The organism is Microcystis protocystis FBCC-A270 (genome assembly GCF_050500235.1).
Classification (GTDB): domain Bacteria; phylum Cyanobacteriota; class Cyanobacteriia; order Cyanobacteriales; family Microcystaceae; genus Microcystis; species Microcystis ichthyoblabe_A.
On the sequence record NZ_CP191407.1, the window covers coordinates 1885388 to 1907609 of the forward strand.

General features: G+C 41.7%; 21 protein-coding genes. 11 read left to right on the forward strand and 10 right to left on the reverse strand.

Annotated elements, in window-relative coordinates:
* Positions 1-4 precede the first annotated feature (4 nt).
* The 7 genes from ACQY1X_RS09190 to trxA all read right to left on the reverse strand — a co-directional run bounded on the left by ACQY1X_RS09190 (position 5) and on the right by trxA (position 4232).
* Positions 5-463 (reverse strand): cupin domain-containing protein, encoded by a 459-nt coding sequence (locus ACQY1X_RS09190; protein WP_002787992.1) that lies wholly within the window; start codon positions 461-463, stop codon positions 5-7.
* A gap of 48 nt (positions 464-511) precedes the next feature.
* Positions 512-1354: a dihydropteroate synthase gene (folP, locus tag ACQY1X_RS09195; RefSeq protein WP_002776467.1), complete on the reverse strand. Its 843-nt coding sequence runs from the start codon at positions 1352-1354 to the stop codon at positions 512-514.
* A gap of 120 nt (positions 1355-1474) precedes the next feature.
* Entirely contained in the window at positions 1475-2272 is a 798-nt protein-coding gene (locus tag ACQY1X_RS09200; RefSeq protein ID WP_002776466.1) for a hypothetical protein, read from the reverse strand.
* A gap of 158 nt (positions 2273-2430) precedes the next feature.
* Positions 2431-3090 (reverse strand): hypothetical protein, encoded by a 660-nt coding sequence (locus ACQY1X_RS09205; RefSeq protein WP_002739760.1) that lies wholly within the window; start codon positions 3088-3090, stop codon positions 2431-2433.
* 36 nt (positions 3091-3126) lie between these two features.
* Complete coding sequence (gene coaD / locus ACQY1X_RS09210; protein ID WP_002739695.1) at positions 3127-3600, reverse strand: pantetheine-phosphate adenylyltransferase; 474 nt, start codon at positions 3598-3600, stop codon at positions 3127-3129.
* On the reverse strand, positions 3597-3881 hold the full coding sequence (locus ACQY1X_RS09215; protein ID WP_002739527.1) for a DUF427 domain-containing protein: 285 nt from the start codon (positions 3879-3881) through the stop codon (positions 3597-3599). The genes coaD and ACQY1X_RS09215 overlap by 4 nt, the downstream gene beginning before the upstream one ends.
* A gap of 33 nt (positions 3882-3914) precedes the next feature.
* Positions 3915-4232 carry a thioredoxin gene (trxA, locus tag ACQY1X_RS09220; RefSeq protein WP_002739627.1) on the reverse strand — a complete coding sequence of 106 codons (318 nt, stop codon included), beginning with the start codon at positions 4230-4232 and terminating at the stop codon, positions 3915-3917.
* A gap of 350 nt (positions 4233-4582) precedes the next feature.
* Here trxA and map point away from each other — a divergent pair, with 350 nt between their 5' ends.
* The 5 genes from map (at position 4583) to ACQY1X_RS09245 (ending at position 9699) form a co-directional block, all read left to right on the forward strand.
* Complete coding sequence (gene map, locus ACQY1X_RS09225; protein WP_130756809.1) at positions 4583-5428, forward strand: type I methionyl aminopeptidase; 846 nt, start codon at positions 4583-4585, stop codon at positions 5426-5428.
* Between the two features lie 69 nt (positions 5429-5497).
* Entirely contained in the window at positions 5498-5899 is a 402-nt protein-coding gene (locus ACQY1X_RS09230) for a universal stress protein (protein ID WP_002776463.1), read from the forward strand.
* Positions 5900-6336: 437 nt separating this feature from the next.
* Positions 6337-6561 (forward strand): DUF2811 domain-containing protein, encoded by a 225-nt coding sequence (locus ACQY1X_RS09235; RefSeq protein ID WP_002739844.1) that lies wholly within the window; start codon positions 6337-6339, stop codon positions 6559-6561.
* Positions 6562-6610: 49 nt separating this feature from the next.
* Positions 6611-7237, forward strand: a complete 627-nt coding sequence (pth, locus tag ACQY1X_RS09240) for an aminoacyl-tRNA hydrolase (protein ID WP_103111542.1) — start codon at positions 6611-6613, stop codon at positions 7235-7237.
* A gap of 134 nt (positions 7238-7371) precedes the next feature.
* On the forward strand, positions 7372-9699 hold the full coding sequence (locus tag ACQY1X_RS09245) for a VPS10 domain-containing protein (protein ID WP_430014443.1): 2328 nt from the start codon (positions 7372-7374) through the stop codon (positions 9697-9699).
* A 120-nt stretch (positions 9700-9819) separates the two neighbouring features.
* On the opposite strand, the gene fumC is transcribed toward ACQY1X_RS09245, so the two are convergent.
* Entirely contained in the window at positions 9820-11223 is a 1404-nt protein-coding gene (fumC, locus tag ACQY1X_RS09250) for a class II fumarate hydratase (RefSeq protein WP_069474820.1), read from the reverse strand.
* Positions 11224-11464: 241 nt separating this feature from the next.
* Here fumC and ACQY1X_RS09255 point away from each other — a divergent pair, with 241 nt between their 5' ends.
* The 5 genes from ACQY1X_RS09255 to ACQY1X_RS09275 all read left to right on the forward strand — a co-directional run bounded on the left by ACQY1X_RS09255 (position 11465) and on the right by ACQY1X_RS09275 (position 16755).
* Positions 11465-11752 carry a YggT family protein gene (locus tag ACQY1X_RS09255; protein ID WP_016517202.1) on the forward strand — a complete coding sequence of 96 codons (288 nt, stop codon included), beginning with the start codon at positions 11465-11467 and terminating at the stop codon, positions 11750-11752.
* An 83-nt stretch (positions 11753-11835) separates the two neighbouring features.
* A complete protein-coding gene (locus ACQY1X_RS09260) occupies positions 11836-13443 on the forward strand; it encodes an MFS transporter (RefSeq protein WP_002739918.1) in 1608 nt (535 codons plus the stop codon).
* A gap of 193 nt (positions 13444-13636) precedes the next feature.
* Complete coding sequence (locus tag ACQY1X_RS09265) at positions 13637-14032, forward strand: helix-turn-helix domain-containing protein (protein WP_002743536.1); 396 nt, start codon at positions 13637-13639, stop codon at positions 14030-14032.
* A gap of 158 nt (positions 14033-14190) precedes the next feature.
* Positions 14191-15252 (forward strand): S-methyl-5-thioribose-1-phosphate isomerase, encoded by a 1062-nt coding sequence (mtnA, locus tag ACQY1X_RS09270; protein ID WP_272103882.1) that lies wholly within the window; start codon positions 14191-14193, stop codon positions 15250-15252.
* Between the two features lie 789 nt (positions 15253-16041).
* Complete coding sequence (locus ACQY1X_RS09275; protein ID WP_430014660.1) at positions 16042-16755, forward strand: response regulator; 714 nt, start codon at positions 16042-16044, stop codon at positions 16753-16755.
* A 51-nt stretch (positions 16756-16806) separates the two neighbouring features.
* On the opposite strand, the gene ACQY1X_RS09280 is transcribed toward ACQY1X_RS09275, so the two are convergent.
* Together ACQY1X_RS09280 and ACQY1X_RS09285 are read right to left on the reverse strand one after the other, a co-directional pair.
* Positions 16807-17808, reverse strand: a complete 1002-nt coding sequence (locus ACQY1X_RS09280; protein ID WP_002750016.1) for a phosphoribulokinase — start codon at positions 17806-17808, stop codon at positions 16807-16809.
* A 189-nt stretch (positions 17809-17997) separates the two neighbouring features.
* Complete coding sequence (locus ACQY1X_RS09285) at positions 17998-19818, reverse strand: EAL domain-containing protein (protein WP_430015619.1); 1821 nt, start codon at positions 19816-19818, stop codon at positions 17998-18000.
* A gap of 836 nt (positions 19819-20654) precedes the next feature.
* Between ACQY1X_RS09285 and ACQY1X_RS09290 the strand changes: the two genes are divergently transcribed.
* A complete protein-coding gene (locus ACQY1X_RS09290) occupies positions 20655-22181 on the forward strand; it encodes an AAA family ATPase (protein ID WP_430014446.1) in 1527 nt (508 codons plus the stop codon).
* Positions 22182-22222 lie beyond the last annotated feature (41 nt).

Genomic DNA, 22222 nt, shown 5'->3' on the forward strand with positions numbered 1-22222 from the left:
TTGATTATCCTTTAATAGTTCCCATCAACACCTCTAAATCTTCTGCGTCTAACTCCTCTGGTATGCCATTACGAATTAATTCCGAAAAATCCTCATTGGGAACCATAAAACATAGTGCATAAAGTCTTCCGTCCCCCACATTTCTAATCTCGTGAATACCCGTGGGACGGACTAATAAACTATCCCCCGGCCCCAGGGGAATCGCTTTACCATCACAGATAGCCATTCCCTCCCCTTTGAGGATAAAAAACATTTCTACGGCAAAATGATGACGATGGGTAGGGGTGCGACCGTGGGGATCGAAAATTTCCACACAGACGGTCAAGGAATCCCCCGCTACGGTAGAATCGAAGACGATCGCCAAACGATTCGTATCCCCAGCGCTAATGCGAAAAACTTGATAATCCCGGGGAGATCGAATCACGGGTAACATACAATGATCGCTGGTCAGTTGACTATTCATCGCTAATTTCGATCGAACTGTGGATGATTCTAAGACTAGCAAAAATTTTCAACTTCGCTCGATTGCGTCCACCACTTTACTCACATCTACGATCGCAGCCACATCATGGACGCGCAGGATATCGGCCCCCTTAGCGATCGCTATAGCACAGGCCGCCGCCGTTCCGAAAACTCGTTCTTTTGGGTCATCTTTGCCTGTAATCTCGCCAATAAAGCGTTTTCTCGACAATCCAATCAAAATAGGTAAATCTAAATCCCGAAATTGCTTTAATTCTCGCAATAACTCAAGATTTTGTGTCCCAGTTTTGGCGAAACCAATCCCCGGATCGATGATAATATTTTCCCTAGCAATACCCCACTGTAAAGCTTCCTTAACACGATTCTGTAAAAATTCTTTAATTTCCTTGACTAAATCATCATAATGTGTTAGAGATTGCATGGTTTGCGGATTGCCCCGCAGGTGCATGAGGATGATGGGAACGGCCAATTTAGCCACCGTCGGCAATAATAGGCGATCGAAGGTTCCCCCGGAAATATCATTGATCAAATCGGCCCCGGCGGCGATACCTTGGGCTGCTACAATCGCCCTAGTGGTATCGAGAGAGATAGGAATAGAACTTTGTTGTCGAATAGCGGTGATTACGGGGATAACTCGCGATAATTCTGCTTCTAGGCTAATTTCTTGCGCTCCCGGACGGGTGGATTGACCACCGATATCGATTATATCAGCCCCGGCCTCGATCATTTTCATCGCCTGTAGCAGGGCATTTTCAACATTGTCAAATTCTCCCCCATCACTAAAACTATCGGGAGTAACGTTCAAAACACCCATGATATAGGTGCGTTTTCCCCAAGCAAAAATATGTTCACGAATTACCGTTAAATTAGACATAATACTAAATCCTGCTGAAAAAGTAGATGAATTATGAATTATGAAGTGGGTAGAATAAATCAAAATAATCTCCTGATAACTGATTACTGATAACTGATAACTGATTACTGACGGTGATAGTTAATTTTTAAGTACAGAAGAATCTTTTAATTCAAAATAAGCTTGTACTTCTTCTTTCCAGAGTTGATATTTTTCTTGAATTAGTTGATATTGACTGGCAAAATCGAGGTTACAATCAACGAGATTGCTATCGATATCGGATTGGACTAATTCCCTTTCGATTAGGGTTTCTCGGATAAATTTTAAACATTCTTGTCTCAAAGTTTCCGCTTGATCGATAATTAGCTGGACTTGATTAATTGCTCGATCATACAATGGAGTTTGTGAATGAAAAATTTCGGAAGATGCGGCCAGATTTCGCAGTCTATGTAATTGATTTTTCTTTTCTACTAAACTGGCAATTTTGGGGTTAATTTCAAAAAGCAAGGTTTTCACCAGAGGAGCCAAGCGGCGAGTGTTAATATAATCGTAGTTATTAAGATCTGATTTAATCAGGTGTACCTGTTGTAAATCGACGGTAATATCGTGGAATTGGATCTCGGTTTCGGTGATGGTGGGATGAATTGTTTTAACTTTCCACGTGGTAACAGAAGTCAACTGCTGGCGATCAATATTAACCATTTGCTGCTCCATTTTCAGCACATCGAGGGGAATGCTATAAAGTTTTTTCTCAGGGATATAGATAACATCGCTACCGAGAATGCGATCAATTTTAGGACGACGATATAAATAATGATACAGGAATCGATAAAAGCTTTTACTACCTTGAAATATCTGGAGAAATAACCAAATTTTCCAGCTAAATAACCCGCTAAGAAAGCGTCCGAATAGATGGGAATTCGAGGAGGAGTTATTCATGAAATTCCGTTATCATTTATCGGTGAGGAATCGGAGGTTTGGTTCTTTTCAGCGATCGGTAAATAGTAAAATAGTAAAGAGTAATCAGGGATAAAGATAACTAACTAATTAACTTAAAACTTACATCTGATAACTGATAACTGATAACTGATAACTGATTAAGGACGTTCTCCGGGTAGATTTTTTGAAGATGTTGGTTTCGATCTTACCTGTTGACGACCGTTGCGGATAACTTGTAACATTTGCCCTAATTGTCGATCGAGATCTTCTAAAACCGCTTCAGCATAGTCGTCAGCGCCTTTTTGAATTTCATGACATTCAGCTTGGGTTTTTTGTCGTAACTGTTGTACTTCCTGCAAGGTGCTGTGACGCATCTGTTCGATTTCATCGAGGGTTTGTTGTTGCAAGGATTCGCATTCCTGTTGAACCCGTTGACGAATTTGGGCCGCTTGCCGTTCTGCTTGTTGAATAATACCGGACTCGTCGAGAATTTGGGCGGCTCTTTGTTGAGCGGAACGCAGGACTTGTTGAGCGTATTCCTCTGCTTTAGTGATAATTTCCTGTTCTTCCTGCAAAATTGCTAAAGCTTTCTGTACTGCCGGTGGCACGGTTTCATAGATAAGATCGATTTGTTCGGCTATCTGTCCCTCATCGATCATTGTCCAACGGGTGAGGGGGATATGGAAACTATCAAAAATCATCTCTTGCAGACGCGCCAAATCCTGATAGATATCGAAATCGACGGGTGGACTGGGAACCCCACTATTAGAAGTGTTAGGTACTGCTTTTCTGGGATCATTAGGTTCTCGGCGCGCCATAGGTTCAGATCGTCCTCATTACTGTATTTTAGTATGTTAACTGTAGTATGAGTAAATATCCCTAGAAACGTTTTCCGGGACTAGATGACTGACGGAGCCACCGAATTGAGCGATTTCTTTAACCACGCTACTACTTAAAAAACTATATTCTTTAGTGGTGGCCAAAAAAACCGTTTCGATTCCTTCCCAGAGAGTTTTATTGGTATGTGCCATTTGCAGTTCTTTTTCAAAGTCTGAGAGAACCCGCAACCCCCGCAACAGCACCTTAGCACCTTTCAATCTGGCATATTCAACCGTTAATCCTGAAAAACTGTCTATCTCAACGTTTTTCAGGTGTTTTGTACAGTAGCTGATCTGTTCTATGCGTTGTTCGACGCTAAACAGGGGGTTTTTATGGGGATTGCAGAGAACTGCCACGATTACTCGCTCGAATAGTGGCACACTGCGTTCGATAATATCTAAATGACCGAGTGTAACTGGATCGAAGCTGCCGGGGTAGATGGCGATCATTTCTCAACCTGCACACCTCGCCAAAAAGCGATATATCCTTTAATATTTTGGGCTTTTGGCTTAGGATCGGGATAATACCAAGCGGCATCTTTATTGTCCTGTCCATCTACCCTGAGAGTATAATAACTAGCCTCTCCTTTCCAAGAACAAATGGTATGGGTGTTACTGGGTTGGAAATATTCAGCTTTGACGGTATCGGGGGGAAAATAGTAGTTTCCCTCGACAATTTCGCAGTTATCGCTTTCCGCTACCACTGCACCATTCCAAATCGCCTTTGCCATGACACTAACTCCTAGTTCTGGTTCAAAATTATCTTACAACAGAGTTTGTAAATGTTGAACCAGTTGGTTAACCTGCACCACTCCCTCAATTCGATCGATCGGTTGACCATTTTTAAAGACTACTAAAGTCGGTAAAGCTTGAATACCGTACTTAGTGGCTAAATTGGGATATTTGTCTGTATCAATTTTGACAATTTGTAGGCGATTTTTGAAATACATTCCCGTTTGTTCTAGAATCGGAGCCATCATTTGACAAGGACCACACCAAGTGGCATAGAAATCCACTAACACGGGAAGATTAGTGGTTTGCAACAGTTCCTCAAAACTGGAAAACTCTTTTTTGACTGCCATAAATTGTCACCTCGCCAGAAAAATAGCCTTTTCCCTACTATAGCTTTTCTACTGAAGGGGTGACAACGAGGTTGAAGTCTAGGCTGGGTGTGGGGTGTGGGGAAAATCTCCTCGCTGTCAGCCGTCAAATTCATTAACTTACTTAAGCTTAAACCTGATTCTCTCGTCCTCATTTCGGGGAAAGTCTCAAGGTTTTTCCCTACACCTTACCCCCACACCCTGTTTCACTTTCAATCTGCTTGTCACCCCTTGAGACTTTTCTTTTTCTAGATGTTCCTTGATTTCTCCAGAGTGGTCATCGATCGCCGGGAAAATGCTAAGTTAGGTAAAGACTCGACAGCCAACTTTCCATGAACATCCTAACCAAGCTGCTTTTTCCCGAAACTAAAACCCCAGAGCAAGTAGGTTCACCGCGAGTACAGAAAAGCCGCCGGGGAATCGAAACCAAATCCGCCGCAGAAATCGTTATTATGCGACAAGCGGGTAAAATTGCCGCCACAGTCCTCAAGGAAATTGCCGAGATCGCTCAACCCGGGATGACGACGGCGGATCTGGATGCTCATGCGGAAAAACGTATCCGCGCAATGGGTGCTACTCCCAGTTTTAAAGGTTATTATGGCTTTCCTGCCTCGATTTGTGCCTCCGTCGATAACGAAGTCGTTCACGGTATCCCTAGCCCGAAAAAACGCCTCAAGGCCGGTTCTGTGTTAAAGGTAGATACGGGGGCCTACTACCAAGGTTATCATGGGGATTCCTGTATCACGATCGCGATCGGTTCCGTCTCTCCCAAAGCCGCAAAATTAATCCGTGTGGCGGAAGAAGCTTTATATAAAGGCATAAATCAGGTAAAAGCTGGCAATTATCTGCTCGATATCGCAGGAGCGATCGAAGATCACGTTCAAGCTAACGGTTTCCAGGTGGTAGAAGATTTTACCGGCCATGGAGTCGGCAGAAATCTCCACGAAGAACCTTCGGTATTTAATTTTCGCACTAATCAGTTACCCAATGTCAAACTCCGCGCCGGGATGACTCTGGCAATTGAACCAATTGTCAATGCGGGATCTAAACATACCAGAACTTTGCGCGATCGTTGGACGGTGGTGACGATGGATAATGCTCTCTCCGCTCAATTTGAGCATACTGTCTTAGTAACCGCCGCAGGTTACGAAATCTTAACCGATCGCAATAACCTATAAAATTGTCTATAGATTTTTTTGCTCCGGAATCTTAATTGAAAATTTATTTAGTGGCAGGATTTAGTCAAAATGTTTAAAAATATCGTTGTTGCCTTGGATTGTGGGGAATCATCCCATCGAGTCCTTCATGCTTTGAATTCCCTCTCGCTAACGGCAAATTCTTACATCATCATCACCCATATTCTCAGCAAGGAGGGAGATGAATCGGCAGTGGATCGCCCTCATCCCTCCCGTGAGATCATTGAAGATCAATTGCGCTGCTATCAATCCCAAATTGCTACCCCTAGTGAAATCGAGGTCATCTTTGGCGATCCAGCGGAGGAAATTATTCGTTTAGCTAATATCTATCAAGCTGATCTGATCGTGATCGGCAGCCGGGGATTAACGGGAGTTCAACGGGTGATCGAAGATTCTGTTAGTAGTCTCGTGGTGGCAGAAGCTACCTGTTCCGTATTGGTGGTGAAAGCATAGCAGCCAGCATTCAGCTAGAAAAGGTACTCTGGCAAGAGTGCCTAAGTAGTCTTGAGCATCACTACGGATTAAAATTTGCAAATCTTATTTTTCCCCAATGTTTTCCCCCATACATTCCCCGGTATTTCCCCACTCACTCCCAAGTTTTCCACAGTTTACCCAGACTTTTCCACAGGCAACAGCGATAGAATCGGCACTTGCTTCTAGAAAAAATTAATCTTGATTGTCAAAATCCCCATCGATAGATACTGAGTTAATGTTAAGTTAAGTAAATAAAATCTGGCTCTAACCCTTATTCCCTCGTAAATATTAAGTTTTTCTAAAGCATTCCTTTACATCTGGTAATATTGCAACTCCCTCCAACTTGGCTCACAATAGTCCTTACTGTCCACTGCACCAGTCAGGGATTTCCCCACTTCCGATCAGAGGTAAACGATATGAATACATCAGTCAGTATCTTGGCAGAAATCCCCGAAATTCTCCACCAATCCCTACAACAATACCTAGAAACTCACCCCGGTTGGGATCAAGATGGTGTGTTTACGGCGGCATTGTCATTTTTTCTGCTTAATTGTCAATCCCCCGAAAGGATGAATTTTGAGGAACAAAATAGCTGTGCCAAGGTTTATCTAGAAACTTTGTTCCAGCGCTCGGAGTGCTAATTCGGTGATAATAAGAGTCGGGTCCTGGTTAAAAACCCGATTTTCCCCTATGAATTCCGATAAAACCCCTAATTTAATCATTCCTCAGCTAATTATCGGTTTGGGTAATCCCGAACCCAAATATGATCGCACCCGTCATAATATCGGTTTTGAAGCTGTGGACTCATTAGCGCGGGATTGGGGGTTATCTTGGCAGGAAAACAAGCGATTTCAAGGTTTTATCGCCGAGGGTGACGGTCCTTTCCCAGGCAAAATTCGTCTCTTGAAACCCCAAACCTATATGAATCGCTCCGGGCAATCGGTGCGATCGGTGCTGGACTGGTATAAACTAGCTCCAGAGTCGATTTTAGTCATTTACGATGATATGGATCTGCCCCTAGGCCGGTTGAGAATCCGTCTATCGGGATCGGCGGGCGGACACAACGGTATTAAATCAATGATTGCCCACGTTGGCACGGAAAACTTCGCTCGTTTACGCATAGGAATCGGTAAATCAAGCGAAAAAGCGACTATTTCCCACGTTTTAGGCCGATTTACCCCCCAAGAAAACCAAGTAATCTTGAAAGTGTTAGACTTGTCCAGAAAAGCGATCGAACTTGGTCTCAAACAGGGGTTACAAAAGGCAATGAGTCTCTACAATAATCAAAGTGTAGAGATTGGCTCTAATCTATGCTGATAGCAAATAAGCCTGATTTTAGTAATGGTTATAATCGCCATTTTCGTCTATGCTCCTACAGAACCCTTGCTTAAATTTTGATCGCCCTTTGCTAGATTAGGTCAATTTTTATCCTCGATATTAGTAGTTTAAGTATGATTAATCGCCAAAGTTTGCGGAGATTCGCCCATAAGTTTAATCTCATTTTATGGATAATCGCTACAGTTTTTTGTCTTTGGAGTAATCCTGCTTTTGCCCATCGTCCCCATGATGTAATTAGTCAAGTGGAAGTTTCTCGTGATTTCCAGACAGATAATACAGTATATATATTGGTACGAAATAACTTTTATAAGTCTAGGGATGGAGGTAGCAACTGGAAAAGATTAATTCAAGGTTTAGATTATACGGGGGAATTAAGTTCCTTATCCCTATCTCCCCTCAATAAAAATATTCTCTATTTAGCTTCAAGATCCGATGGTATTTATAAAAGTGAAGATGCGGGGGAATCTTGGCAGAAAGTTAATCAGGGTTTAGAAACTAACTTTATTAACTTCGTAGAAATTGCCCCTTCCGATCCCAATATAGCAGCAGCAGTGGGATTAGAAAAAGGAGTTTATTTAACCGAAGATGGTGGTAAAAATTGGTCAAATATTTTCCCCACCACGGCACTGATAACCTCTCTAGCTATTACTCCCAGCAATCCTGATCGCATTTTTTTCGGGGATGAACAGGGTAAATTATACACTTCCTCCGATGGGGGAAAAACTTGGCAGAATCTCCCCTTACCTGCTAATATGGGGGCAGTAGATACAATTGCTTTTTCTCCTAATTTAGACAGGGATAAAACCTTTTTTGTCGGCACAAAAGAAGCGGGTATTTTTAAAACCGTTGATGATGGTAAAACCTTCCAAGCTGTTAACGAAGGAATTAAGGATAAAATCATCGAAGACATCGTTATTTCTCCCGACTATGCTCAAAACTCCACTCTTTATGCCATTACTTGGTATGACGGAATGTATGTTTCTCAGGATGGGGGCAAAAGTTGGAAAAAAATGAGCGAGGGTTTAACCAAAGATAAACAGGCTGATGATTATAAAGTTCCCCATTTTATGGATTTAAAAATAGTTCAAGATACGATGTTTTTGGGGGGATTTAATGGCTTATTTAAAACCACAGATAGCGGCAAACAATGGCAGGAAATAGAAACGTTACACCGGGGAACAGTTATCGCCATGGCGGTTTCTCCTAATTATGCCGAGGATGGCACTGTCGTCATGGCTAATTATGTAGGCAATATCTTCATCAGTCGGGATAAAGGGGAAACTTGGACACCAATTAATCGCGGTTTAGAGGTTTATCGACTTGGTAAAGATCCCGAAGAATCAGGACAAGATCCCCGGCGTTTCTTTGACATTGCCTTTTCTCCTAACTATGGAGAAGATAGAACTATTTTTGCGGGGTTTTTACGCAATAAATTTGCCAAATCCGATAACAGTGGTGATTTATGGAAAATTATCGAAATCGATCAGAAAGTCCGCGGTCCGAGGATAGTTCCTTCCCCAGATTTTGCCAAGGATAAAACTCTTTTTCTCACCAATCAGCAGGGTAGAATATTTCGTTCTACCGATGGAGGAAATACGGTTAAAAAGATCAGTGAAGTGGGCAGAATTTTTGGTAATTATGCCCCTGCCATGGTAGCTTCCCCTGATTTTGCTAAGGATAAAACTTTGTTTGTCACGGGAAAAGAGGGTATTTATCAAAGTGTCGATGGTGGACTAACTTGGAACAATGTCAGCCAAGGAACACCTCTATCAAAAACCCCTAATGTACAGTTGGCAATGTCTCCCAATTATCCCAGCGATGGAACTATTTTTGCTGGGACAGTTTCTGGTTTGTTTGTCAGCAAAGATGGGGCTAAAAGTTGGACAAAATTAGAGAAACCGGGGTTTAATCCCAATACTTCGGTAGAAACCATTGCTATCTCTCCTGATTATGCTAATGATCGCACGGTAATGGTTAGTTTACAGGGAGATGGTTTGTTTAAATCTACCGATGGTGGGGAAACTTTTAGATCAATTGGTGATCCTAAAATACCCCTAGTGAAAATTCATAGTATCCCTTCCTCTGGTATCTCCGTCCAGTTTTCTCCTAATTATGCTCAAGATAAAACTTTATTCGGTTTTGGTGGCGCTAAAACTACAGTTTTTCGTTCCACCGATGGGGGAGAAACTTGGACAAGTGTAACTATTTCTCCTCACGAGGAAGAAGATACACCCCGCTATAAAATCGGTGAGTTTTTCTTTAGTCCCCTTGGCGCAATCTTGCGCTTAGTTATACCGATTCTCCTAGCAATCGTCGCTTATTTTCTGGTGGGTTTCCTGAAACTGGAGAAAATTATTAATCTTCCTAAATCCTTCTTCCGCATGACAGGAGCATTGATGATTTTTCTGTTTGTTTTCTTCGTTATCATTACCCAAGTTTAGGAGAAATTTTGACCAGCGGGGCTTGACAAATCCCGCCGCTTGCCATATACTTGTAAGTAGAATGGGAATCCGTGCCTGCCTGCGACCTCTGATTTTTGTGGCAGTTATCCCTTGAGAGAATTAACCATCGGCAACGTAGGGATTGACCATCTTAGCGGGGTCAACAATGCGATCAAAATCCTCTTCCTCGATGTATCCTAGTTGCAAGGCTGCCACTTTCAGGGTTAAATCCTTTTCTAGGGCATAATGAGCGACGTAGGCAGCCTTTTGGTAGCCAATCACGGGACTTAAAGCAGTCACCAGCATCAAGGATTGATTTAAAAAAGTCTCAATTTGTTTTTGATTAGCAGTCATCCCCTTAACCAAAAACTGACAGAAATTAGCGCAACCATCCGTGAGCAAACGGATAGACTGCATGAGATTATGAATCAACAGCGGTTTATAAACATTCATCTCCAGATGTCCCCCAGCGCCTCCCATCGTCACCGCTAAATCATTAGCCATCACCTGCACTGCTATCATCGATAAAGCTTCGCATTGGGTGGGATTAACTTTCCCCGGCATAATTGAAGAACCCGGTTCATTTTCCGGCAGCTGTAATTCTCCGATTCCACAACGGGGACCACAGCTAAGTAAACGGATATCATTAGCAATTTTATAGAGGGAACTAGCGATAGTTTTCAATCCCCCGCTCAAGAAAACTAGAGCATCGTGGGAACCTTGCACGGTAAACTTATTAGGAGCGGTAATAAAGGGTAATTTGGTCAGATTAGCGATTTCGGCAGCCACATCTCGATCAAAATCTGGAGGAGCATTAATTCCTGTACCCACTGCTGTTCCTCCCAAGGATAAACGATAGACTTTTTCTAGACATTTTTCTAGCCAATCGCTGCCATCATCTAATAAACCCACATAACCGGAGAATTCTTGTCCGAGGGTTAAAGGGGTGGCATCCTGTAGGTGAGTGCGACCAATTTTAACTATATTTGCCCATAATTGCGCCTTTTCATCGAGACTATTCCGTAATAGTTGCAGACTGGGAATTAATTTTTCCTTGACTGCCAAGGCAACGGCAATATACATGGCCGAGGGAAAGGAATCATTAGTCGATTGGGACATATTAACATGATCGTTAGGATCCACGGGCGTTTTGCTACCCAGAGGATTCCCCGTCAGTTGACTGCAACGATTGGAGATGACTTCGTTGATGTTCATGTTAAACTGGGTGCCACTTCCCGTCATCCAAACGTAGAGGGGAAAGTTATCTGCGTGTTGTCCGGCTAAAATTTCATCGCAGACTTGACAGATAAGGTTTTTTCTCTCCTGACTGAGACGATTTTTTTGCTGATTGACAATTGCACAGGCTTTTTTGAGAATGGCATAGGACGCGATCATCTCCCGGGGCATGAGATTATCACCGATACTAAAGTATTGTAGAGATCTTTGGGTCTGCGCTCCCCAAAGTTTATCGGCAGGTACGGGGATTTCTCCCATGCTGTCTTTCTCGATGCGAAATTCTGTCATCTTTAAGTTACTTCTGCATCTGGCCTGAAAAGAGAGGGTCTCCAGGACGACACGGATTCCCACTATAAGAAAAGTATAAGTCAAGTCTGGCTGGTTTGTCAAGCCCTATGGGGACTTTTTCTGTTGGCATTTTTATCCAGGAGGTTGACAAGAATAACTGGCAGGGTGCTGGAGTGATTATGAGACAAAAACTGTTATATTTTAGGGAAGATAATCAGTAAAAAAGACGGGATTGGAGACTATGGACACAGCGATCGCATTAAGTTGGACATTGGGAATTATCTTAGGGTTGATGACCCTTTTGTTTATCTTACGGATCGTGCTGACTTGGAATCCACAGGTAGATTTAAATAGCTTCCCCTTTAATATTATTGCCTGGCCAACAGAACCTTTTTTAATCCCCGTGCGTAAACTCATACCCCCCTTGGGAGGAGTTGACATTTCTCCGATTATTTGGGTGGGAATTTGTACGCTGCTGCGGGAAATTCTTCTCGGTCAACAGGGTTTAATTACCATGGTCTTAAAATAATTAGACCTCTTGGATATTGGGTGAAAAAGGTTGACAATGCCCCCAGAACAGTTAAGCTTATTTTAATCTCTGTAATTGCGTTTATGGCTCATTTAAGTTATGAAAAACTCAATTTAACCACAAAAATCGCCTATGGTGCTGGCGATTTGGGACCAGCTATCACTGCCAATATCTCAGTATTTTACCTGCTATTTTTCCTCACTGATGTGGCAGGATTATCGGCAGGATTAGCCGGTAGTGTGCTGATGGTGGTGAGAATTTTCGACGCTATTAACGATCCGATCATTGGTATGTGGAGCGATCGAACTCGTACTATCTGGGGTCGTCGCTTACCATGGATGTTATTGGGGTCGATTCCCTTCGGAATTAGCTATTTTTTACTGTGGTTAATCCCGACCAATAACCAATTATGGTTATTTTTATATTATATTTTTATCGGCATTATTTTTAATTTAACCTACACGGTAGTCAATCTTCCCTACCAGGCTCTCACCCCTGAATTAACTTATGATTATAATGAGAGAACCCGCTTAAATAGTTTTCGTTTTGCCTTTTCGATCGGGGGTAGCATTCTCTCATTAATTCTCTATATTCTCGTCTCATCGTCCTATGCCAATGATCTCCATAAAGCTTTTTTATTGTTAGGTGTAGTTTGTGCTTTAATCTCAATTATAGCAGTTATTTGGTGCGCTTTAGTTTTACAAGAACGAGGAGCAAAAGCGATTCTCAATCCCGCTCAGAAAAAAGTTTTGGCAATTGCTTTTATAGTTATCGGTGCGCTTTCCTTGGTCTATGGAGTAGGAAAAATGGGGGGAAATCCCAGAGACTTTATCGCTATTTCCACAATTTTATTAGGAATAGAAGGGATAGTTTCTGGTTTAACTATTTACTATGGTAAAACTGAAAATCATCTCAGGGATGGTGCGGCAATTAAACAGAGAGAAGCTGCTGATAATACCGAAACTATTCCCCTGAAAGAACAATTAAAAATAGTTTTTGGTAATCGTCCCTTTTTATACGTTATTGGCATCTATCTTTGTGCTTGGTTAGGAGTACAATTAACCGCCTCGATTTTGGTTTACTATGTCGTCAGCTACATGAGACTATCGGAAGCAGAATCGGGTTTAGTCGCTTTAGCAGTACAGGGGACAGCTTTAGTGATGTTATTTTTTTGGCAAGCAGTTAGTCAAAAATTAGACAAAAAGATAGTCTATTTTTTAGGGATGATATTCTGGATTATTGCCCAAATTGGTTTATTTTTGCTCCAACCGGGAGAAATAACTTTAATGTATATTTTGGCAGTTTTGGCGGGATTTGGCGTATCTGTGGCCTATTTAATTCCTTGGTCAATGGTTCCTGATGTGATTGAATTAGACGAATTAGAAACAGGAAAACGTCGAGAAGGTATTTTTTATGCTTTTATGGTACTTTTGCAAAAAATTGGTTTAGCTTTGGGGTTATTTCTTGTCGGTATTGCTCTAGAAACATCGGGGTTTAAACCGAGAATACCAGGAGAAGCAATTCCCCTGCAGCCGGATAGTGCTTTAATAGCAATTCGCCTAGCAATTGCACCTTTACCGGCATTTTTTCTGATCATTAGTTTAATTCTTGCCTATTTTTATCCAATTACTCGCCAAGTTCACGCCGAAATTTTAGACCAATTAGCAGCAAGAAGACCAGAGGAAAAGTAAACATCAATTGTCGGCCGTCAGGAGACAGGAAATTATTTTTTTATTCCCGAACTTCCTGTCCAAAAAAATCAGCAAACCCTTACCCTAAAGCATTTGTATTGACTTTTGAACTACTGATTACTGGGGACAATCGACCCGGCAGCATAATGTCTTCAATGAGTATAATGTTATCGATAGCTAAATTGTACAAAAAATGAAATCCTATCCAGTAGAGTTCCGTCAGAAAATCCTAGACTGTTATTATAACGAACCCATCTCTCAAAGACAATTAGCGAAAAGATTCTGTGTAACCTTAAGTTTCGTACAAAAGCTTTTGAAGCAATCTCGAGAAACGGGAGATATTCGACCGAAGACTTATCGATGTGGCCGTCATTTAAAACTTACGCCAGAACAGATGATCGCCCTCGGTGATTTGATTGAGGAAAATAATGACGCAACTCTAGCCGAACTATCGAAACTATTCCTAGAAAGAACCGGTATATTGTTAAGTGTGACCACAGTGGCAAGAATAGCCGAACGCTTGAGAATCACCCGCAAAAAAAACTCTACACCCGACCGAAAAAGAGATAGAAAGAGTACAAAAACTTAGACAAGAATACAAAGGATAAAATTCGGGATATATAAGATTAAACCCTAATCTAGTTATGACCAAAATCCAAGCTCGATCGCTTAAAGTAACTAGAGCGCACGAGACTAGACCTCTTAAAAAAAACCAAAATTTTGCAACTATTACGGAGATTACTAATTATGACCACAAACAATGCCGAGAATAACTCAATCTATCCCGTGCGTTGGCAAGATAACAAAGTCTGGCTGATCGATCAAACCCGTTTACCCATGGAGTATGGGGAAGTTGAGATCACCAGCAGTGAAGCCATGGCCCGGGCGATCGAAACGATGATTGTGCGCGGCGCCCCGGCGATCGGGGTAGCGGCTGCATACGGTATGGTTTTAGGAGCGCAGGAAATTAAAACTGACCAGAAAGAGCAGTTTCTGGCCGATTTAACTAGAATAGCCGATCGATTAGCCCAAACCCGGCCCACGGCGGTGAATTTATTCTGGGCGATCGAGCGAATGTTAAAAGTGGCCCAGGAAAGTGGCCCAGAAGTGGCAATAATTAGCAAAAATCTCCTGGAAACTGCCCACAATATCCAAAAAGAAGACGTGGAAACCTGTCGGGCGATCGGTCATCATGGTTTATTGGCGCTGCCGGAGCAACCGGAAAAACTGACGATTTTAACCCACTGTAATACTGGGTCCCTGGCCACGGCCAGTTATGGCACTGCTTTAGGGGTAATTCGTTCCGCTTGGACGGCGGGTAGATTAATACAAGTGTATGCAGATGAAACCCGGCCAAGGTTGCAAGGAGCAAAATTAACCGCCTGGGAATGTGCGCGGGAGGGAATTCCCGTCACCGTGATCACCGATAGCATGGCGGCCCACTGTATGCAGCAAAAACTGATCGATGCGGTGATCGTTGGAGCCGATCGCATTGCGGCCAATGGGGACACGGCCAACAAAATCGGCACCTATTCCCTCGCGGTGGTGGCAAAAGCTCATAATCTGCCTTTTTATGTGGCTGCCCCCCTATCGACGGTGGATTTTTCCCTTAAGGATGGTACGGGGATACCGATCGAACAGCGCGATAGTGCCGAAATTTATCAGGTGGGGACGACAACCCTTTGCCCTAGAAATGTTAATTTTTATAACCCCGCTTTTGATGTTACTCCCGCCGCTTTCATCACCGCTATCATTACCGAAAAAGGAGCGGTAACGCCGGCTGAATTAATTTTTTTACAGGAATCCTAGGGGGTGAGCTTTTTCCCCACTGATACCATTTTTATCTGGATTGGGGACTTGCGCTTTGATAATGTACCTTTTGGGCGAACGCAGTTCGCCCCTACATTGTGGACAAAATCCGTTACTGTAGGGGCGCAAAGCTTGCGCCCTCCGATCGATTGGGATATTATTCCCACGCAAGTCCCTTGGCACAGTGGGGAAAAATTCCGCCTCAATCCAATTGGAGGTGACGGCCAAGGGAAAAATGGGTAAGATCACTATTGACAAATAAACTAAAATAGCGTATGGGAATAAAATCAAGGAAGACAATGATTAGGATTTGCTTTTATCTATAGTTAAATGCTATTATTCAGCTTAATTAATCTTAGTTAATCCCCAGATATATCTTTTTGTTTACTTAAAAGATTTGTGTTGAGATAGTCTAAAAAAATTAAATGAACCAGAGCTTGGTTTTATTCTCTTAAAACCCAAGCATCTCGAAAATTTATTCCTGTTAACTCTTTACCTCATCGAGATTTACACGATGTTATAGTACAAGAGTAAAGACCAAGATCGGAGTAGTAAAGTCTAGATTTGGGTAGATTTGAGTAGATTTTAGGGGAGTTTAATTATATTTGTAATCGCCGCTTTGATTAAGTAAAAATAAAATTAACTGGAAACAGGTGATTGCCGAATGAAGATAAGAAAGTGGAATTCAATTCAAGGAAGGGAGTGAAGTCAATGTTTAGGAACGGCTCTAATAATCCAAAAGCCAAAATTATTGAATCATCGCCTAGTTCAGCACAACCGGGAAAAAATATGGATAAAGTGCGGGTTATCGTCATAGAGGATCACGATTTAACCCGCATGGGGTTAGTGGCGGCTCTCCAGCATCGAGAGGGTATTCAATTGGTGGGAGAAGCCATCAGTGGATTACAGGGACTGAAACTGCTAGAGGAGACTAAACCGGATGTAGCGATCATCGATATAGCTTTGCCCATGATCGATGGGATTGAGTTAATGCGACGCTTCCAACAAAATTGCGGCGAAGACAGCTTGGCTACGAAGATCCTCATGCTAACCATGTACAACACCCAAGAACAGGTTTTAGCGGCTTTTAGTGCTGGGGCTGATTCCTACTGTATGAAGGATACCAGCGTCGATAAATTAGTCGAGGCGATTTATTCCACCCACGAAGGCAATCCTTGGATCGATCCCGTGATCGTCGGCGTTATTCGGCAACAAGTGCGCCAAAATTTTGCCACCGGTAGCCGCACCGACGGCAAAACAGTGATAATTCAAGGCGTTGACCCAGAACATCGCCAATTGCTGGAAAATGTGCCCCTAACAGAACGAGAGCTAGAAATTCTCGCTCTGATTGTCGGGGGTTTTAGTAATGCTCAGATTGGCGACCGACTCTATATCACCATCGGCACGGTGAAAACCCATGTCCGCAATATCTTAAATAAACTCTCTGTGGATGATCGCACTCAAGCGGCAGTGTTGGCCCTGCGATCGGGATTAGTAGCTTAAAAAAACCGGCATCCTCTAGGGTTAGGATGCCGGTTCGGTCAAAACTAGAAACTAGACTTGGGCCACCACTTTTGCTTCGGCTGCCATTAGTTTTTCGTAGGTTTCACGCATTTTGAGACCGACTAAGACTTGGAATAAACCCGTACCATTGGTGGAACCGGGATAATCCTTGTGTTTGAGCAGTAATTCCGTCATTTCACCGTAGTATTTAGTGCCGGTTTTGCTCAAGTGGCTTTCGATGTAGATCATTTCTTCGAGGTTATCGAATTGACCATCTAGTTCCAGAATCGACACTTCATTCCCCAAGAAGCCATCTGGACCGTAGTAGAGTTTAATACCGGGATAAGTGCAGGTCAATTTACGACCACAGGGCCGCCAATCGATGGTGGAACCTTCATCAAACAGATAAGCGGGTTCAAAGTTTTCCACCCCTTCTTTCTGGATTAAACGAACCCGCAGTAACTTACTTTCGTGATCTTCAAGTAATTTGGTGGGCAGCACTTGAATCACCACGTCAGCGTACTGTCTTTGGGGATCGATATAGGCACTGAAATCCGGTTTTCTAGAATTAATGGCCGCCATCACATCATCATAGGTGTGACCGCGCTCGGCCATATCTCGTTGAATTTTCCAGTTAACTTTGACTTCATCGCTAATATCGAGATAAACGCTGAAATCTAATAGAGACCGGACTCGTTCATCATATAAGGGGTGTAGTCCCTCGATCACGATTACCTTATTCGGTTCGATGATTTCGGGGGGATCGATCATCCCCGTTTCATGATTATAAATAGGTTTATTAATGGCTTGACCTCCCTTAAGAGCTTTAATCTGCTCATACATTAGGTCAAAGTTATTCGCTTTCGGATTGAGTGCGGTGACACCCACCTCTTTTCTCTGTTTGCGATCGAGGCAATGGTAGTCATCTAAACAGATCACTGTCATAAACTCGGCCCCGAATAAATCGGTCAAACGACGTAAAAAAGTAGATTTCCCACAACCGGAGTCCCCAGCTACACCGATTAGAACCACGCGCTCTGGCTTATTGGCCATAGTTTCCCTCTAAATACACAACTAATTGTTAACCCTATAGTATGTAATTAAACCAGACTCTGGATCGAGCAGTACCCCGCCGCCACAAATTTCTGCTGCTGACAGGTTCGGCAAGAGCCTCACGCTAGAATGAGTAGGTATTTGATACTAGATAATCTGTTCAGATCATACCGGAATCAGTGACCAAAATCAGTTATCACTGATTACTGAGAGGGTGCGGTGGGTGTGGAGAAATGTCGTCATTTTCTCCACTGCTAGAGGGGAACTGATGCGATTGCCTTGCATTCTCTCACAACCTAATTCTTGCAGGATTTCTAATTGTTGTTGGGTTTCTACTCCCTTGGCGATCGCTATTAAGTTAAAACTTTTCGCTACCGCCAGCAATGACGAGATAAAACGGGTATCTTGGGGAGTATCAGTGAGTTGTTTTGTTAAAGATTGCTCTATTTTCAGTTTTTTCACGGGAAATTGACCGAGATAGGCGATCGAAGCGTAACCGCTGCCAAAATCATCGAGGGTAATACTAATACCCAATTTCTGCAAATCCCCAAGAATTCGACCGGTTTCGCGGCTATTTTCCAGTAAACTTGTCTCAGTTATTTCTACCTCCAGAAAGAAAGGCCCGATTTGGGTTTCAGTCAAGACTTCTTTGAGGTTGGTGAGCAACTGGGGATCACGCAATTGGTGTGGGGACAAATTGATCGAGATGGGAGCGTATAATAATCCCCGCTGCTGCCATATTTGTGCCTGTTGACAGGCATTTTTTAGTACCCAACGATTAAGCTCAAGGATTAAGTCGTTTTCTTCGACTAAGGGTAAAAAACGATTAGGGGGGATTAATCCGAATTGAGGGTGTAACCAGCACAATAATGCCTCAAATCCTTCCACTTGCCCCTTAATGATATTAACTTGCGGTTGATAGTAAAGAGCTAATTCATTATTTCTCATTGCCTGATAGAGAAAATATTCAACTTTAGAACTACGAGTATTTTTGGGGTGAACATTAACCGACTCTATCTGGGAGTTATCATTTATATTATTCTTAACTGCTACTAAATTTTCCTCCAGTTTCTGTAATATTACTTTCCTGTCTGTGCCGTCGGGGGGATAGATAACTGAACCTAAACTTAATCGCACGACTAGGGAGTGATTTTCGATTTCATTATTACTTTCTAGGGTTTTAATAATTCTTTGACCAACCTTTTCTAGATCATTAGCATCATTAATTTGTGACAGCAGGATAATAAATTCGTACCCTCTCCAATGGGCGACTATATCCTCTGATCGCAAACTTTTTCTTAAACGTTCAATTAAGATTTTTAATAGTTTGTTCCCCAGTCGATAACCTAGTTGATTGTTGACATTTCTTAGCTGCCCTACATCCAATAATAATAGCCCGATCAGTTGATTATTTTTCTGGGCATTATTAATAGCACTTGAGAGGTGTTCATTAAAGAGGGAACGGTTAGGTAAATCCTTGAGAACAACCGAAGAATATTCCTCTTGAATCTTGCTATTAAAACTTATGATTTGCGATGGAGCTTGACGGAGAATTAAGGTACTTTTTGCATGGGGGTCATTATGGCTAGAATTGGTTTCATTTTCCGTAGGTTTCCCTTGTAAATGTTCTATATTTTCAACTGATTCTCGCTCTATTTTTGCTTGACTAGCTATTAAATGAAAACTGGCATTTATATCACAGCCAAAGTTAATTAAATCACCATCTTTTAATTCATGAATTAAGCATTTAGACCCATTGACGTAAATGCCATTATGACTTTTATTTCCCTCTAAATCACCATCAAGAATCCAATAGGAAAATTTTTGGCGATCAATACTCTTTTTAATTAAAGTCGCATGATAGCGAGACGCGTGTTTAGAGCGAAGAACAATTTGATTATCAGACTTACGACCCAGAGAATATTTCATGTTCTCTAGGGTAATTGTTCTTCTACCTTGAGGATCTTCCACAATCAGGAGATAACGGGAATTGGATGAACCATTAATCATTTTTTCAGCACCTCGACAAAAGTGAAAATATAAGTTAATTTATTCTCTCAAAAGCTACGGCTTATTCGTCTTTAAGTTAATTTATTTTCTCAATAAAGTGTTGGGGGTAATTCGGAACAGTTACTTAACAGCAAATGTGTCACATCTTCGGGGTTCAAAGTCCGAGTCAACCAAAATCATTGTACTTCTTCACAGTGGAGACGTGGGCAAGTGTCCAACTGTTGTAAACTTTCTCCCCCAACGGCAATAACTCGTAAATTCAAATTCTGCTCTAGGCTGATCATAGTCGATAACATGGCTAAATGCTTGGTTTTTGATGGTAAAGATTGGATAAAGGTTTGATCGATCGATCTTCAAACTGTCGAAGGTGTATTTATAAATATAACTTAATCAGGAATAGCCGGCATCAAAATTATCTAAAACCAACTGCATCCCTAATTCCCGCAAGTCCCTTAAAGCTGAGTTGGCAAAGCTCTCATCCTGCATGATGCAGTTTTCATTAATTTAGACCTGCTGCATCTCACATTTGCAGAAATACCGACTATCAGCAACAAAACAATACAAATGTACGGGCAACCGTCTATAAGCATACCACTTGCAAAGCTAATGCTTTCTGAACTTTGGGAGAGGTGCTTCCTCCACGGACATCTAAAACCACACACGCGGGTTGCGAATTCCTGTCCTCCCTAACGGGTTTCGGGGAGTAGAAACCCTCAAAGTCCCAGATTGAGTGATAAAATCAGAAATAAAGCCCGATTTTAGCAGAGATTTTCCCTTTAAAAATCTCAACTTAGTAAATTTACAAAAATGAGATGTACCACCGAGGAGTTCTCCCTATGGATAGCAACCGATTAATCGAAGAATTAAAAAATCCCGACTTTTATCCTCATTCTGTCAAAATTCCCGTTGAAATTATCCAAACCCATGCTTCAATTATCTTCTTGACAGGAGATTATGCCTATAAAGTCAAGAAACCAGTTAATTATGATTTTTTGAATTTCTCCACTTTAGAAAAGAGAAAATATTATCTAGAACAGGAACTAGAGTTAAATAAAAAAGTTGCCGTCAATATCTATCTGGAAGTTTTGTCAATTAATGAAGAACAGGGTAGCATAAGTTTAAATGGAGAAGGAAAAGTGATAGAATATATTTTAAAAATGAATCAGTTTCCCCAAGAATGTTTACTCAGTAAAATTTTTGAACGGGGAGAACTAACGGAAAAAGCGATCGAGTCTTTGGCTGAAAAAGTGGCACAATTTCATCGGCAAGCTGTGAGTAATTCCTATATTATTCAGTTTGGTAATTTAGAAGTTATTAAACAAGCTTTTGATGAAAACTACCAACAAACCGAGAAATATATTAATTTTGTCCAAACCCAAAAACAATACGATGAAACAAAAGCTTATACAGATAAATTTTTCGCAGAACACCGAGATTGGTTAGAGGAAAGACAAATAAAAGGGATGATTCGCGAATGTCATGGAGACCTACATTTAAATAATATCTGTCAGTGGCAGGGAGAAATACAATTATTTGATCGCATAGAATTTAATGAATCTTTTCGCTTCGTTGATGTCATGTATGATCTTGCTTTTACAGCCATGGATTTAACCGCTAGGGGGAGAGAAGATTTCGCTAATTTATTTGTCAATACTTATTTAGAACAAACCGCTGACTGGGAGGGTTTAAAAGTCTTGCCTCTCTACCTGACTAGACAAGCGTATGTGAGGGCAAAAGTCAATAGTTTTCTGCTTGATGGTGACACTTTTTCTGAGAAAATTAAAGCAGATGCACAGGATTATTATCAATTAGCTTGGCAGTACACACAACCGCAGAAACCGAGATTAATTCTGATGTCGGGATTTTCTGCATCGGGTAAGAGTACCATAGGAAAAGTAATTGCTAAAAATCTTAATGCTATTCAGATTCGTTCCGATGCAGTTCGCAAACATTTGGCTGGAATTGACTTAAATCAAACAGGAAGTCTAGATATATATAGTCTCGAAATGAGTCAAAAAACCTTCGCTAGACTGGCCGAATTAGCCCGAATTTTAATAACTTTAGGTTATCCGGTTATTCTCGATGCACGCTACGATAAATATGCTTGGCGAGAACCCTTATTAACCTATGCCCAAAATTTAAAGATTCCTTTTCATATTGTCCATTGTCACGCACCTATAGAAGTTTTAAAACAACGGATTGCCGCTAGAAAAGGCGATATTTCTGACGCTACTATCGAGGTGTTAAATGCCCAAATTGAAAAAACAGAACCTTTTCATGAAAAAGAACAACCCTATCTAATTTCCCTAGACACTACTAATCCCGATTGGCGAGAATTTTTAGAGAGTCAATTAGGTAAATAGGTTGATATGAATCAATGATATAAAGTAGCAAAAAGGAGAAG

Coding starts and splice junctions, on each gene's coding strand:
- ACQY1X_RS09190 (WP_002787992.1), bottom strand. CDS start 463: ATGAATAGTCAACTGACCAGCGATCATTGTATGTTACCCGTGATTCGA.
- folP (WP_002776467.1), bottom strand. CDS start 1,354: ATGTCTAATTTAACGGTAATTCGTGAACATATTTTTGCTTGGGGAAAA.
- ACQY1X_RS09200 (WP_002776466.1), bottom strand. CDS start 2,272: ATGAATAACTCCTCCTCGAATTCCCATCTATTCGGACGCTTTCTTAGC.
- ACQY1X_RS09205 (WP_002739760.1), bottom strand. CDS start 3,090: ATGGCGCGCCGAGAACCTAATGATCCCAGAAAAGCAGTACCTAACACT.
- coaD (WP_002739695.1), bottom strand. CDS start 3,600: ATGATCGCCATCTACCCCGGCAGCTTCGATCCAGTTACACTCGGTCAT.
- ACQY1X_RS09215 (WP_002739527.1), bottom strand. CDS start 3,881: ATGGCAAAGGCGATTTGGAATGGTGCAGTGGTAGCGGAAAGCGATAAC.
- trxA (WP_002739627.1), bottom strand. CDS start 4,232: ATGGCAGTCAAAAAAGAGTTTTCCAGTTTTGAGGAACTGTTGCAAACC.
- map (WP_130756809.1), top strand. CDS start 4,583: ATGAACATCCTAACCAAGCTGCTTTTTCCCGAAACTAAAACCCCAGAG.
- ACQY1X_RS09230 (WP_002776463.1), top strand. CDS start 5,498: ATGTTTAAAAATATCGTTGTTGCCTTGGATTGTGGGGAATCATCCCAT.
- ACQY1X_RS09235 (WP_002739844.1), top strand. CDS start 6,337: ATGAATACATCAGTCAGTATCTTGGCAGAAATCCCCGAAATTCTCCAC.
- pth (WP_103111542.1), top strand. CDS start 6,611: ATGAATTCCGATAAAACCCCTAATTTAATCATTCCTCAGCTAATTATC.
- ACQY1X_RS09245 (WP_430014443.1), top strand. CDS start 7,372: ATGATTAATCGCCAAAGTTTGCGGAGATTCGCCCATAAGTTTAATCTC.
- fumC (WP_069474820.1), bottom strand. CDS start 11,223: ATGACAGAATTTCGCATCGAGAAAGACAGCATGGGAGAAATCCCCGTA.
- ACQY1X_RS09255 (WP_016517202.1), top strand. CDS start 11,465: ATGGACACAGCGATCGCATTAAGTTGGACATTGGGAATTATCTTAGGG.
- ACQY1X_RS09260 (WP_002739918.1), top strand. CDS start 11,836: ATGGCTCATTTAAGTTATGAAAAACTCAATTTAACCACAAAAATCGCC.
- ACQY1X_RS09265 (WP_002743536.1), top strand. CDS start 13,637: ATGAAATCCTATCCAGTAGAGTTCCGTCAGAAAATCCTAGACTGTTAT.
- mtnA (WP_272103882.1), top strand. CDS start 14,191: ATGACCACAAACAATGCCGAGAATAACTCAATCTATCCCGTGCGTTGG.
- ACQY1X_RS09275 (WP_430014660.1), top strand. CDS start 16,042: ATGGATAAAGTGCGGGTTATCGTCATAGAGGATCACGATTTAACCCGC.
- ACQY1X_RS09280 (WP_002750016.1), bottom strand. CDS start 17,808: ATGGCCAATAAGCCAGAGCGCGTGGTTCTAATCGGTGTAGCTGGGGAC.
- ACQY1X_RS09285 (WP_430015619.1), bottom strand. CDS start 19,818: ATGATTAATGGTTCATCCAATTCCCGTTATCTCCTGATTGTGGAAGAT.
- ACQY1X_RS09290 (WP_430014446.1), top strand. CDS start 20,655: ATGGATAGCAACCGATTAATCGAAGAATTAAAAAATCCCGACTTTTAT.